Raw genomic sequence first — 13,680 nt, 5'->3', positions numbered from 1 at the left:
AATGCTCTCTCGCGTTGCCGACCACCTCTACTGGCTGAGTCGCTATCTCGAGCGCGCCGAGCACACCGCGCGGCTGCTCGAAATCAGCGTCACGCTGGCGCCCGACCGCACGCCGGAGTCGCAGTCGCGACAGGGCGTGCGCATCCTGAGCGCGCTGCAGGCCCTGGACGCCCAGCGCGCCGGGCTCGTCGAGTTCCCGCGGCTCGCCGTCGACCTGACGGTGGGCGATCGCGAGGAGTCGCTGCTGGCGTGTGTGTCCTACGCCCGCGAGAACGCGCGCCAGGTGCGCGAACAGATCAGCGTCGACATGTGGGAGGAGCTGAACCGCCTGTATCTGCGGCTGCAGGCGGCGTGCGAGGACCACGGCTGGCGGGAACAGCCCGAGGATCTGTTTCGGGACGTACGCCATTCGGTGTACCTGTTCAAGGGCATGATGAACTCCACCATGGTCCGTGGCGAGGGCTGGCAATACATGGAGCTCGCCCGCTTCCTCGAGCGATCGATCAACACGTCGATGCTGCTCGACGTGCACCTGCGCGAGTTCCACGACAGCCTGCGGACTGGCGTCGAGGCGACCGAGTACGTCGAGTGGTTGTCGCTGTTGCGGTGCTGCGCGTCGTTTGACGCCTACGTGCGCGCGCACTCGGCGTCGATCCGTCCCTTGCACGTCGTCGATTTCCTGGTGCTCGACGCGCAGTTCCCGCGCTCGCTCCGTTTCTCCGCCGACCGTATCGAGGAATCACTGAAGCGGCTGGCGCTGCTGTCCGGGCGGACGCATCCGGCACGCGTCGAGCGACTCGCCGGCCTGCTGCGTGCCTCCCTGCAGTTCGTACAGATCGAGGAACTGCTGCACGGCGACCTGACGCAGACCCTGGAACACGTGCGTCGCCAGTGTCGGCTGATTCATCACGCCACGTACCAGAACTACATTTCGTACCAACTCGAGAGCGAAAGCGCATGACGCTCGCCCTCGCAATTCGAGCTCGCGTCAAATGCCGGAATGCCGCGAATGCCGCAATGCCAAACGCGACCGCGCTCGGCATTCCCGGCATTCGCAGCATTTCGGCATTCTCATTGAGCTGAGCATCGATGCGATACACCGTCTACCACCTGACCCACTTCCGCTACGACGCCGCCGTGAGCGAGAGCGTGATGGAAGTCCGCATGCAGCCGCGCACCGAGAGCGTGCAGCGGTGCCTGCGCTTCGAACTCGCCACGACGCCACGCTCCCGGGTGTTCGCGTACCAGGATCCCGAGGGCAACGTCGTGCACCACTTCGACGTGCAGGCGCGCCATCGTGAGTTGACGGTCGTGGCCGAGTCGGTGGTGGAGTTCGTGGCCGACATCGCCATCCCCGCGAGCTGCGATCGATCCACGTGGGCGCTGCTTGACGACAGCGGTACGCGTGAGCGGTTCTTCGAGTTCCTGGAGCCCTCGTTCTTCGCCCGCCCGACCGAGGCGCTGATGGCATTCGGGCAGGAACTCGGGCTCTCCCGCGATATCGATCCGCTCTCGCTCGTCCGCGGCCTCAAGCACAAGCTGTACGACGCCTTCGAATATGCGCCGAAATCCACGAGCGTGGACTCGCCCATCGACGAGGCGCTCGCGGCACGCCGAGGGGTGTGCCAGGACTTCGCGCACGTGATGATCGCGCTCGTGCGCAGCGTGGGAATCCCGTGCCGCTACGTGAGCGGCTACCTGTTCCACGACAACAGGGCGGACGAGCGCTCGGTCGACGGCGCATCGCACGCGTGGGTCGAGGCGTGGCTGCCGTCGCTCGGCTGGGTTGGCATCGATCCCACCAACAGGACGCTGGCGATGGACCGCCACATCAGGGTCGCCGTCGGCCGTGATTACCACGACGTGCCGCCGACCCGCGGGTCCTTCAAGGGCAACGCCCGCGGCGAGCTCGGTGTCGCCGTCCGCGTCCAGACGACCGACGCCCCGATCGCGCCGTCCGACGTGATGCCCGCGCTCTACTGGTCCGCGCCCGAACCCGAAATCGAGCCGCCGTTGGTCGACGAGGACCAGGAACAGCAGCAGCAGCAACAGCAGCAGTAGGCTGCGTGTCGTTGTTCGAGCGCCCCGCGCCGTTTGTAGCCGCGGACCTTCAGGTCGGCGGACTCGCCCGCGTCGGTAGGTAGGGCCGGCTCTCCGAGCCGGCCGTTTCGTTGGCCGGGTGCCGGGTTTCGGGTTTCGGGTTCCGGCGGCGTTCTCGGCCTTGCGCCTTCAGCGTTCAGCGTTCAGCGTTCGACGTTCAACGGCCGCCTGCCCCGCCTGGATGTCCACGCGCGCCAGGATCAGCGCGCCGACGATGAAGTAGGCGATCACCGAGAGGATCGCGCCGCGGCTCGAGCCGGTCAGGGCGATGGCGGCCGCGAAGGTCAGCGGACCGAGGATGCCCGCCGTCCGTTCCGTGACGGCGAAGAACCCGAAGAACTCCGAGGAGCGCTCGCGCGGGATCATGCTCGCAAACAGTGAGCGCGACAGCGCCTGGCTGCCACCCTGTACCGTCCCGACCAGGATGGCGAGCACGTAGAAATGCACGGCCGTCCGCATGAAGTAGCCGAGGATGCTGATGAACGTGTAGACCGTGAGCGACAGCCAGATGGCTCGCTTGGCGCCGATGCGGCTCGCCAGCCACCCGAACCCGAACGCACACGGCACGCCGACAAACTGCACCAGCAGCAAGGCCGCGATCAGGTGGTGCTCCGCGATCCCGAGTTGGGCGCCATACAGCGACGCCATGCGGATGATCGTGCCGATGCCGTCGTTGTAGATCAGGAACGCCAGCAGCATCAGGAAGGCCTGGCGATACTTGCGCAGGTGCGTGAATGTCTCGTGCAGGTCGGCCAGGGCATGCCGCGTGGCCGCCGAGATGGAGTCATGGCCGCCACCCGGCAACGCCGGTTCGGCCACCGTGCGCATCAGCGGGATCGAGAAGACGAGCCACCAGACCCCAACGCTGAAGAACGCGAGGCGCGTCGCAACGCCCACGTCGGGAATGCCGAAGCGCTCCGGCTGCAGGATCCACGCGAGATTCACGAGCAGCAGCAGGCCTCCACCCAGGTAGCCGAGCGCAAAGCCGGACGACGACACCTTGTCGAGTTCCTCGGGCGCGGCGATGTGCGGCAGCAGCGAGTCGTAGAACGCGATCGAGCCGCTGACCGCGACGTTCGCCACCATGAACAACCCGATCGCCAGTGCCCAGTCGCCCTCGCCGATCGACGCCATGGCCATCGTGGCGATCACGCCGATCACCATGAAACCGACGAGGAAGGGCTTCTTGTACGGCCGATGGTCTGCAATCGCCCCGAGTATCGGTGCGATGACCGCGCTGACGGCCAGCGCGATGGTGGTGGCCATGCTGAAGTTGAAGGCCGCCGTCTCCGGCGTCAGACCCTTCGCGGCGACGTTGTTGTAGTAGACGGGAAAGACTGCCGCGACGATCGTCGTCAGGAACGCGGAGTTGGCCCAGTCGTAGAACGCCCAGGCGCGCAGCTCCGGGCGTCCCAGGCCGAGATGATCGAGCCAGGACTTGCGCGTCACGCTCATCGAGGCACCCGGCCGCTGGGCGTCGCGGCGGGTGGCAGCGGCGAAGCGACCGAGGGCGTCGCCGACGGCAGCGGCAGCGTCAAGGGCGTCATCGGTGCTGGCGCTTCCGTCGACTCGTTGAAGGCCAGTCCCAACATCACGACGTGCTGTGTCATCCACGCGGTGTGTGGCGCGCGCAGCCACGCCGGCACGCGCTCGCCGTCGACGGCATCGGGCAGGCGCACCCGCGCAATCCAGACTTCGGTGCCCGCGAGTCGATCGGCCTGGCTTGCCGGCACCGTTCCCCGCCACGTGATCCCATCGCTCGGCATCGTCGTGTGCCAGGCCTGCCAGCGTCCAGCTCGCGTCCGGCCAGCCAGCGTGGACCTGGTCGGCACGATGGAATCGGGCAACACGATCGCGACCGCTTGCCACTCCGCGTCACGCGGCGTCACGGTGATCTCGACGTCGGCGTCGCCGGGCCGGCGCACGATGGTCGCCATGATCGTGGCGGGAACGGCCGTGGCTGGTGGCGGCACACTGGCGCGGAACAGGTGCGCCTTCCGGTCGATCTCGCTGCCGGGTACCGATGATCGTTCGGCCACCTGCCAGGCGACGTTGGCTGGCGCACCTGGGCCGATGTCCACGCCAGGCTCGTTGCCGTGCAGTTCCCAGCTCGCCGCACCGCGGATGCGATCGTCCACGAACAGGGCCGAGCGCTGCTGCGGCCGTTCGACCGTGAACGCCGGCGCCACCCAGGCGAGGACACCGGTCACGACCAGCGCGAACATCAACGTGCCGGCGGCAATCCCGTGTGCGACACGCCAGCGCATGCGGCCGACGAGCACGGCCAGAACTGGCGGCCAGAGCACGATGCCGGCCAGGAAGAAGACGGACGGGTACGCCCACGTCGGCGTGACGATGGGCATGCGCCCGAGCAGCGTCACGGCAAACGGCAGGAGCGTGAGCAGGTCCGGTGCCCACAGCATCCACGTGATGATGACCACGAGGATGCTGCCGACTCGCGCGGGCCACGTCCTCGGCGTAGGTTCGCTTCCGACGAGCCACGAGGTCGGGACGACGAGCACGACCACGGCCAGCATCGGGATCGACATCAGGTACGACGCGCCCGGCGCATGGCGCAGCGCGAAGATCAGCAGTGCGACCCACGCGGGCAGCGCCGCGAACCAGACGCCGAACGGCGTGCCATCGGGTTTGAAAGCCGCGGGGGCCACGGACGCGAGGCGCCGCACCATCCAGGTGACCGTCACGACCATCACGGTCATGAACGTGAAGAGCCGCCACGGAGCCGCGAACCACGGGTGAAGCTCGGCCCGCCCAGTGCGAACCAGCCACACCGCGGCCACGAGCGCGCCCAGCACGGCCCCCGATGCGATGAGCGCCCACAGTCCGGTCGTGAGCAGGTTGCCGACACCGCCACTCCTCGTCAGGTGGCGCAGGGTCGCGACCCACGACAGCACGCCGAGTATCGCGATGATCCAGCCGAGGACGACCGCCGTCCGCAAGGACCCGACAAACGCCACGCGATCGAGCAGGGAGAAGTACACGGAGGGGCGGGGATCCGGTGTCAGCGAGGCGCGCGCGTCGAGGCCATCGACTACGTCGAGCACCACCTGTCCGGCCCGCGCCAGCACACGCGTGGTGACGCGATCGGCACGGTCGCGATCGGTGTGATACGTGTATCCGTCGCCAGTCGCGGCAAGGTTGATGCCGGAAACGCCAGGCAACTGCTTCAGGATCGAGAAGTCCGTGTCGTTGGGCAGCGCATCGTAGATCGACTGCATGTACGAGCCGCCCCTCGGCCTCGATGCGGCGGCCCACGCGCGCAACGCCGGACTCGTGCCCGGGCCGGTCTCGAACAGCACGAACGGGCTGTCGGTGCCGATCGACTCGAGGTTGATGAAGGTCTTCAGTCGCGCGCGGATCTCGGGATCGTCCACGAGCGCACGCGCGCCCATCATGCCGTGCTCCTCGCCGTCCGTGATCAGCAGCATCAGCGCGTAGCGCGGAGCTGTCCTCGCCCCGAGCACGCGTGCCGACTCCAGCGCCACCGCCGTCCCCAGGGCATCGTCACCGCCGCCCGGGCCCCAGGCCACCGAATCGTAGTGCGACACGATGGCGATGGCGTCCTGTTGCTGCCCGGGCTTGATCGCAATGATGTTGGCGACGCGAGTCGTGACACCGGCCTCGCGCCAGGACGCGTCCGCCTCCTGTATCCGTACGTCGAACCCGTACAGCTGGAGGGTCTCGATCAGATAGGCGCGGGCTTTCTCGTTGGCAGGGGTGCCGCTCCAGCGGCTGCCCGAGGCGGTGAGCCGCTCGACGTGCGCGTGTGCGTTCCGGACGTTGAACCGATCGGTGCGTGCACAGCCGGCCAACACCAGGCCGCCGAGCGCCACCAGCCCGACGGGGCCACGCCACGAAGACAGGAACATGCCCGGAAGCGTAGCATCACGACGCGTCGCGATCCTGCCCGTCGACCTGAAGGTCGGCGACTACGAATGTGGGCCTGCCGCGGACCTGCTCGGCGTTCAGCGGCTCAGGGTTGCCTGAGTGCCAGGCGGCCCGTGTAGATGGCCATGCCGACGACGGCATCGACCCCCATGGCATCGAGCTCGTCGATCTCCTGCTGGGTGGTGATGCCACCCGCGGCGACGACGCGGCGGCTGGTCGCCTCCCGAACGGCGCGGACCGCGTCCATCGGGATGCCCTGCATCAGGCCCTCGGTGTCGACGTTGGTGTAGAGCAACTCATCGCAGAACGGCTCGAGCGCCCGGGCGGCCTCGACCGCGGTGACCCTTGTGGCCTCCTGCCAACCGCGGATCGTGACGACACCCTGGGAGCTGTCCACGGCAGCGATGACACGCGCGCGTCCCAGCGAGTCGGCCAATCGTGCGGCGAACTCGAGATCGAGATGCCCGCCCTTGAAGAGGGCCGAGCTCACGATGACGTGCGTCGCGCCGAGCGAGAGCACGTGCTGCGCACGTTCGATGGACCGGATCCCGCCACCGACGCGACACGCCTTCTCGGCGCAGATCTTCCGAAGCAGTGGCTCGTTTGCGCCGCGCTCCATGGCGGCGTCGAGATCGATGAGCTGCACTTTCGGAAAGGGCCGGAACCTGTCCACCCACGACTGCCAGTCGTCGGTGGCCAGCGCGAGCCGCTTGCCCTGGACGAGTTGTACGACCTGGCCGTCGCGGAGATCGATTGCGGGGATCAGCATTAGGAGGAATCGGGAACCGGGAATCGGGAATCGGGAATCGGGAACCGGGAGCGGTGCGTTCGTAGGCGTCGACCTTGGTCGACGCATGACTCTCGGTCGCCGCGCGACGGGTAATTACCGGAGGCGCACCGGGATCCCTTGCGCGTCGAGGTGCGCCTTGAGCTCGCTGACGGCGTGTTCACTGAAATGGAAGACGGATGCGGCCAGGGCAGCGTCGGCGCAGCCTTCGGTGAAGACATCCGAGAAATGGCTGAAGGTGCCGGCCCCGCCCGAGGCGATCACCGGGATGCTCACGGCACGCGAGACGGCGGCGGTCATCGGCAGGTCGAAACCACTCCTCGTGCCGTCCTTGTCGATCGACGTCAACAGGATTTCGCCGGCGCCGCGATCGGCGGCCTCGCGTGCCCATTCGACGGCATCGCGCCCCGTCGGCGTGGATCCACTGCGGACGTACACGCCGAAGCGATTACCTTCGAGCTTGGCGTCGATCGCGACGACGACGGCCTGCGAGCCGTAGCGCCGCGCGAGGGACGTGACGAGCGAGGGATTGGCGACGGCGGCGCTGTTGATGCTGACCTTGTCGGCCCCCGCTTCGACCGCTGCCGCGGCATCCTCCTCGGAGGCGATGCCGCCGCCGACTGCCAGCGGGATGAACAGTTCCTTCGCGACGGTCGCGACGGTGCGCGCCATCGTGCGCCGCTTCTCCAGCGTCGCGGTCACGTCGAGGATCACGAGCTCGTCGATACCCTCGACGTTGTAACGTCGCGCGAGTTCGGCGGGATCGCCCGCATTGCGCAGTCCCTCGAAGTTGATGCCCTTGACCACCTGACCGTCGCGCACGTCCAGGCACGCGATGATTCGCTTGGACAGCATCAGCGCACCTCCCGGGAGCGGCCTTCGTCAATCGGCCTTCGGCCGTCGAATCCAGGCGGGAATCGGGCAGCCGCCTTCGCCCGAGGGCTTCGGCGGGACAAGTCGGGAGTCGGGAGTGGCTGAGTCGCACCGGTAGGGCCGGCTCTCCGAGCCCGGCCTTCCTCTGCGACCTCGAGAAAATTGCGGAGCATCTTCAGGCCCGTCTCGCCACTCTTCTCTGGATGGAATTGCGCGCCGAACACGAGGCCGTGCTCGACGACGCTCGCGAAGGGCACGCCGTGCTCGGTGATGGCGACGGTCGCGTCGCTGTCGGGCGCGACGTACGAGTGCGTGAAGTAGGCCTGCGCCTCGTCCTGGACGCCTGCGAGCAGTCGTGACGAACGGGTTGTCTGCTTGAGCGCGTTCCAGCCGACGTGCGGCACCTTCAAAGATCCGGGCACCGGGTACCGGGCACCGGGGGCCCGGTCATCCATGAGCCCGCGCGCAGGGTCCAGCTTCACGCAGCGGCCCGGAAACACGCCCAGGCCGGGCACGTCGGGCGCCTCGTCGCTGCCCTCGAACAGCCATTGCTGCCCGAGACAGATGCCGAGCAGCGGGACACCTGCGGCCAGCCGCGAGCGGATCGCGCTGTGCCACCCGGCGTCGAGGGCTGCGGTTGCCTCGAAGTGTCCGACGCCGGGGACGATGATCGCGTCCGCGCGGTCGAGATCTGCCGGAGAGTCGGGCGTCAGGATCTCCGCGCCGAGCGCGGCCAGGGCCTTGCGCACGGACGTCAGGTTGCCCGCCTTGTAGTCGATGAGCGCGACGATCACAGCAGCCCCTTCGTGCTCGGCAGCATGCGCGCCAGTTGCTTGTCCTTCGCGCAGGCCACGCGCATGGCGCGTGCGAAGGCCTTGAACACGGCTTCGACGCGATGGTGGCTGGACCGGCCGTACATCACCTTGACGTGGACGTTGGCGCGCGCGCCCTGGGCGAAGCCCTCGAAGAAGTCGTGCAACAGCTCGACCTGCAGGTCGCCAACGAGGCGCACCTTGACGCCGAGTTCCACGACCGCGTGCGGACGCCCGCTGAGGTCGACCGCCGCAATTGCCAGCGTCTCGTCCATCGGCATCAGGAAATAGCCGGCGCGGTTGATGCCCACCTTCGTGCCGAGTGCCATCGTGAAGGCCTCGCCAAGCGCGATCCCGACGTCCTCGACGGTGTGATGCTGGTCGACGTCGAGGTCGCCGTCTGCCGTCATTGTCAGGTCGAAGGCGCCGTGGCGCGTGAAGAGCTCCAGCATGTGGTCGAAGAACCGGATGCCGGTATGCACCTGGTAGCGACCCTTGCCCTCGATGCCCAGCGCGATGTCGATCTTGGTCTCGCGGGTGTGCCGCGCGATCACGCCCTTGCGCACAGGATCTCCTCCATGGCCGCGATGCATGTCGTCGTGTGGGTCACGAGACCGGTGGTCACGCGCACGCAGCCCTCGCAGCCCGGTTGCCGGTCTCGATCGCGGATGTAGATGTTGCGTGCCTGGAGGCCGTCGAGCAGCGCCTGCCGCTTGTCGCCCGCGCGTACCAGCACGAAGTTGGCGTCGCTCCTCACGCAGGGCAGGCCCCAGCGCTCGCATGCGTCGTACAGGAGTCGCTTCGACTCGGCCACCTGGGCGCGGTAGTCGTCCATGTAGGCACGGTCGCCGAGGGCGGCTTCCAGGGCGGCGACTACGAAGACGTTCAGGCTGTAGGGCGGCAGCACGCGTCGCAATCGGGTGATGACGTCCTCGCGAGCCACGACCGCGCCGACTCGCATGCCGGCCAACCCGTAAGCCTTGGCAAACGTTCGGCCGACCACGACATTCGACCACCTGTCGAGATGCGGGATGAAGCTCTCCCCGCCGAACTCGACATAGGCCTCGTCGAGGAGCAGGAGCGCGCCAGCTGGCAACAGCGAGGCAAGCCAGGTGATCTCGGCCAAGGTCAACGAAATACCGCTGGGGTTACCTGGGCTGGCGACAAACAGCGCGCCGGTGAGCGGCGTGACGGCCGCAGCGATCGCCTCGCGATCGAGCGACAGGCCCGCTCCCGGCATCACGCGCACGACGGTGCCGCCGACGGCCTCGACGGCATCGGCGTACATGCCGAACGCCGGTTCCAGGATCAAGGCCTCGTTCAGGCCACACGCGACAGGCTGCAGGCTACCCGCGACGATTCGCGACTTCCGACCTGTTCCGCTCGCCGAAACAGGAGCAGGCGCGGGACTTGTCCCGCGCGCAGGCTGCCGGACGAGTCCGGCAGCTACACCTGGCGGCCGAAGCTGCGCAATCGCCACGGCAAAGATGCCCTCGTCCAGGCCATTGGTGAGGAGCACGCGCGAGGTCGGCACATCGAGGTGATCGGCAACGGCGCGCGTGACCGCCGTGTAGTCCGGGTACTTCGCGACTGTCTCGCGCGTGACTCGCGCCACGGCTTCGGTGACGGCGGCCGAGCAGCCGCCCGTGTGCTCGTTGAGGTGCAGCCGCAGGGCGTCGGCCGGCGCGTCGGCACGGTCGTACTCGTACTGGTTCGCACCGGCTGGCGCCACCGTGCCAGGACGTTCCATGGAGCCGGACGTCCCGGCCCGATCGCCTGCTCGCGCAGTGGTCATCGGCTGCTCCGCGCGGATGGACGGCGGGCCCGTGCTTTCACCGGCCCAACCTTCGGTGCGATGCCGAGCCGGGCGCGGATCGATGCCGCATGCAGCTTCAGGCCTTCGGCATCAGCCAGCGTCGCCGCGGTCGGCCCGACCAACGCCACGCCCCGTTTCGTGAGTTGCTGGACGGTCGAGACCCGCACGAAATCCCAGGCGTGCAGGCCGCCGCGGAACCGCGCCGCGCCGCTGGTCGGCAGCACGTGATTGGAGCCGATGGCGTAATCACCGGCGGCCTGCGCCGTCCAGGCGCCGACGAAGATCGAGCCCGCCACCGGAATCGACGCACCGAGTTCGGGCGTGTCGACCACGAGGTGTTCCGGCGCGATGCGGTTCGCCAGCGCGGCCGCCTCCGCGATAGTCCGGGTCACGACGATCGCGCCATTGCGCGCGAGTGAGTCGCGTGCCGGTGTGCCCTGCGCATCGGGTCCGGCCAGCTGCGCCTCGATCGCGCGCGCGACCTGCTGCGCGAGTCGGCGCGATGGCGTGAGGAAGAGGGCGCGGGCATCGACGTCGTGCTCCGCCTGCGCGAGCAGATCGGCGGCGATCCACGCGGGATCACCGGAGCTGGCGACGACGACGATCTCGCTCGGTCCGGCGAAGAAATCGATGGCGCAGTCGCGGGCCACGAGCGCCTTGGCCAGCGCGACGTACGCGTTCCCCGGTCCGACGATCTTGTCCACGCGCGGCACGGTGGCCGTGCCATAGGCCAGCGCCGCGATGGCCTGCGCGCCACCAAGCTGGAAGATCCGGTCCACACCCGCTTCGACGGCCGCGGCGAGCACCGAGGCGTCCGGACGCGGGCACGTCACGATGACTTCGGGCACGCCGGCCGCGCGTGCCGTGACCGCAGCCATCAGGAGTGACGACGGCAGCGGGTAACGCCCGCCCGGGACGTAGCAGCCGACGCGCTCGAGCGGCACCACGCGCTGGGACACCTTGACCCCTGGCGCCACCTGCTTCGTCCATGTGGCCGGCACCTGCGCCCTGGCCACCATCCGGATGTGTCGCGCTGCCTTGCGGATGGCCGCCCGTACTTCGCGGGGGCAGTCCCCGGCGCCGGCATGGATCTCCGCGGGTGACAATTCGATCGGTCCCTCGAGGCGGTCGAACTTGCGCGCGAACTCCACCAGCGCCTTGTCGCCTCGCGTGCGCACCGCGCCAAGGATGTCCCGCACCGCCGGCTCGATCCGGGCGTGATCGTCCGGCGTGCGATCCAGCAACCGCCGCAACGCCCTGGTGTCGGTGGACTCGAGAATCGGCAGCATGTTCACATCACGATCTTGTTGAGGGGATACTCGACGATGCCCTCTGCGCCAGCAGACTTGAGCTTCGGGACCAGGTCGCGCACGGTCCGCTCCTCGATGATCGTGTTCACGGCCACCCACTCGTCATCGCTCAGCGGCGAAATCGTGGGACGGCGCAGCGCAGGCACCAACTCCAGCAAACGCGCCAACCCCTCGCGCCTGACGTTGAGCATCAGCCCGACGCGACCCTGCGCCTCGATCGCGGCGCGCAGCAGCAGGGCGATGTTCTCGATCTTGGTGCGCTTCCAGGCGTCGGCCCACGCCGCGGGATTGGCGATCAGCTGGGTCTTGGATTCCATCACGGTGTCGATGATCCGCAGCCGGTTCGCGCGCAGCGTCGAGCCGGTTTCCGTCGCTTCGACGATGCCGTCGGCAAGCACGGGCGGCTTGACCTCGGTCGCTCCCCAGGAGAACTCGACCGTGACATCTACGCCGCGTTCCTCGAAATACTGCTGGGTGACACGGACCAGCTCGGTGGCGATGGTGCAGCCGGCGAAGTCCTTGGGCGTCTTGAAGCGTGAGTCCTCAGGCGCCGCGAGCACCCACTTGACCGTCCCGAAGCTCTGCTTCGAGTAGACCAGTTCCTGTACCGGCACGACTTCGGCGCGGGAGGCGATGAGCTGCTCGGCGATCCAGTCCTGTCCCGTGAGCCCCGCGTCGATGACGCCGTCAGCCACGTACCGGGCCATCTCCTGGGCGCGGATCAGCATGCACTCCAGCTCGCTGTCGTCGGTGCCCGGGAAGTAGGAGCGCGAGCTGACATAGATGTTCCAGCCGGCGCGCGCAAACAGCTGCACGGTGGAGTCCTGCAGCGAACCCTTGGGGATGCCGAGGCGAAGGGGCGGCATGCTCAGGCGATCTCCTGGGTGAAGCAGCTGACGGTCCCGAGGTGGCAGACGAGGCCGTCACCCTGCCGCTCGACGCGGGCCAGCACGGTGTCGGTGTCGCAGTCGGTGAGCAGGCGGACCACCCTCAGGCGGTTGCCCGACGTCTCGCCCTTCATCCAGAGCGCTTTGCGGGTACGGCTGAAGAAGGTCACGAACCCCGTCTCGCGGGTCCGTTGCAGCGCCTCCGCGTTCATGAAGCCGACCATCAGCACCTCGTTGCTCGCGTCGTCCTGCACCACGGCGGGCACCAGCCCGTGAAACTTGTCGAAGTCCATCCCGGATCCCTGGAAAAGCCCCTGAAAACACAAAAACCCCGCTGGGTGGACCAGCGAGGCTGCAGGAGGCGTGCTGTTGTTCGGGTAGTGCGAACGTCGTGTTCAGCAGGCGCGCAGACCATCACCGGTCCCACGGGCGTGGGCCTGGTGGCGATGGTGATGATGCTGGCTGCGGCACGCCATGACCCCGAAAGCGTAGCCGGGGACCAGCGGGGCTGTCAATGCGTCACAGTTGACAATCCGGCCAGTACTCCGCATCGTAAGCCGTTGCAGACAGGTTCCGTCGTCGGGTTCCGGGTCCCCCGGGGACGATGACGGCACGATGCGGCCGGCTTCCCCATTCACCGAGAGGGTATGGAGGGGCGCAACTGGGCCGCGCAAAGGAGAGAGACATGCGGAAGTTCATGTTGGGCGTCGCCGCGGCGACTCTCGCGTTTGGCACGGGCCTGTCGGCCGAGACCAAGACAGTATCGGGCGTGCTCGTCGACGTGACGTGCAACACCAAGCAGGGCACGGAAAAGGCGACGAGCGAAGGCCATGCCGATTGTGCGGCTTCCTGCGCGAAGAAGGGCTCGCCGTTGGCCGTGGCCAACGACAAGGGCATCTACGAGGTCACCGGCGCCTGGACCGAGAACAAGAACGCGAAGCTCATCGAGTTTGCCGGTCACAAGGTGGAAGCCACCGGTGACGTGACCGAGAAGGACGGCAAGATGATCATCGCCGTCAGCTCGATCAAGATGGCGCACTAGCAGCCGCCCGGGCGGCCGCTCGGAGAGGGTCGGCCGCCCTTCCTACCGCTGGGAATTGCAGAATTGCAGGGATTGCAGAATTTCATGGACACCGCCAACCGTCGAAGCGCTCAGGTGGTGCTGATGAACTTCTGAACGTCTGAA

At 67.9% G+C, this 13,680-nt stretch carries 13 protein-coding genes; 3 read left to right on the top strand and 10 right to left on the bottom strand.

The genetic code is table 11. The annotated features are described in order from the left end of the window. Nucleotide 1 precedes the first annotated feature (1 nt). Complete coding sequence (locus tag LuPra_RS30315) at nt 2-961, top strand: alpha-E domain-containing protein (RefSeq protein ID WP_157899869.1); 960 nt, start codon at nt 2-4, stop codon at nt 959-961. A gap of 128 nt (nt 962-1,089) precedes the next feature. Then, nucleotides 1,090-2,061: a transglutaminase family protein gene (locus LuPra_RS30310; protein WP_110174236.1), complete on the top strand. Its 972-nt coding sequence runs from the start codon at nt 1,090-1,092 to the stop codon at nt 2,059-2,061. A gap of 168 nt (nt 2,062-2,229) precedes the next feature. Here the strand turns inward: LuPra_RS30310 and LuPra_RS30305 are convergent, their stop codons facing one another. From LuPra_RS30305 to hisI, 10 genes are all read right to left on the bottom strand, one after another. Continuing rightward, entirely contained in the window at nt 2,230-3,555 is a 1,326-nt protein-coding gene (locus LuPra_RS30305; protein ID WP_110174235.1) for an MFS transporter, read from the bottom strand. Continuing rightward, complete coding sequence (locus LuPra_RS30300; protein ID WP_110174234.1) at nt 3,552-5,990, bottom strand: M28 family peptidase; 2,439 nt, start codon at nt 5,988-5,990, stop codon at nt 3,552-3,554. Before LuPra_RS30300 ends, LuPra_RS30305 begins: the two co-directional genes overlap by 4 nt. A 104-nt stretch (nt 5,991-6,094) precedes the next feature. Then, nucleotides 6,095-6,778, bottom strand: coding sequence for a 1-(5-phosphoribosyl)-5-[(5-phosphoribosylamino)methylideneamino]imidazole-4-carboxamide isomerase (locus LuPra_RS30295; protein ID WP_110174233.1), 684 nt, complete (start codon nt 6,776-6,778; stop codon nt 6,095-6,097). A gap of 114 nt (nt 6,779-6,892) precedes the next feature. Then, a complete protein-coding gene (gene hisF, locus LuPra_RS30290) occupies nt 6,893-7,651 on the bottom strand; it encodes an imidazole glycerol phosphate synthase subunit HisF (protein WP_110174232.1) in 759 nt (252 codons plus the stop codon). Next, nucleotides 7,651-8,463 carry an imidazole glycerol phosphate synthase subunit HisH gene (gene hisH, locus LuPra_RS30285; protein WP_237050751.1) on the bottom strand — a complete coding sequence of 271 codons (813 nt, stop codon included), beginning with the start codon at nt 8,461-8,463 and terminating at the stop codon, nt 7,651-7,653. The genes hisF and hisH overlap by 1 nt, the downstream gene beginning before the upstream one ends. Continuing rightward, nucleotides 8,460-9,074: an imidazoleglycerol-phosphate dehydratase HisB gene (hisB, locus tag LuPra_RS30280; protein WP_110174231.1), complete on the bottom strand. Its 615-nt coding sequence runs from the start codon at nt 9,072-9,074 to the stop codon at nt 8,460-8,462. Before hisB ends, hisH begins: the two co-directional genes overlap by 4 nt. Then, a complete protein-coding gene (locus LuPra_RS30275) occupies nt 9,032-10,276 on the bottom strand; it encodes a pyridoxal phosphate-dependent aminotransferase (RefSeq protein WP_110174230.1) in 1,245 nt (414 codons plus the stop codon). The genes hisB and LuPra_RS30275 overlap by 43 nt, the downstream gene beginning before the upstream one ends. After that, a complete protein-coding gene (gene hisD / locus LuPra_RS30270) occupies nt 10,273-11,586 on the bottom strand; it encodes a histidinol dehydrogenase (protein WP_110174229.1) in 1,314 nt (437 codons plus the stop codon). Before hisD ends, LuPra_RS30275 begins: the two co-directional genes overlap by 4 nt. Before the next feature lie 2 nt (nt 11,587-11,588). Next, nucleotides 11,589-12,473, bottom strand: a complete 885-nt coding sequence (gene hisG / locus LuPra_RS30265; protein WP_110174228.1) for an ATP phosphoribosyltransferase — start codon at nt 12,471-12,473, stop codon at nt 11,589-11,591. Between the two features lie 2 nt (nt 12,474-12,475). Next, entirely contained in the window at nt 12,476-12,787 is a 312-nt protein-coding gene (hisI, locus tag LuPra_RS30260; RefSeq protein ID WP_110174227.1) for a phosphoribosyl-AMP cyclohydrolase, read from the bottom strand. A 392-nt stretch (nt 12,788-13,179) separates the two neighbouring features. Between hisI and LuPra_RS30255 the strand changes: the two genes are divergently transcribed. Then, nucleotides 13,180-13,536, top strand: a complete 357-nt coding sequence (locus LuPra_RS30255; protein ID WP_110174226.1) for a hypothetical protein — start codon at nt 13,180-13,182, stop codon at nt 13,534-13,536. Nucleotides 13,537-13,680 lie beyond the last annotated feature (144 nt).

This window comes from Luteitalea pratensis (assembly GCF_001618865.1).
GTDB classification, from domain to species: Bacteria; Acidobacteriota; Vicinamibacteria; order Vicinamibacterales; family Vicinamibacteraceae; genus Luteitalea; species Luteitalea pratensis.
Note: the sequence above shows the minus strand (reverse complement) of the source record. Positions and strands in the feature narration are given on the sequence as shown.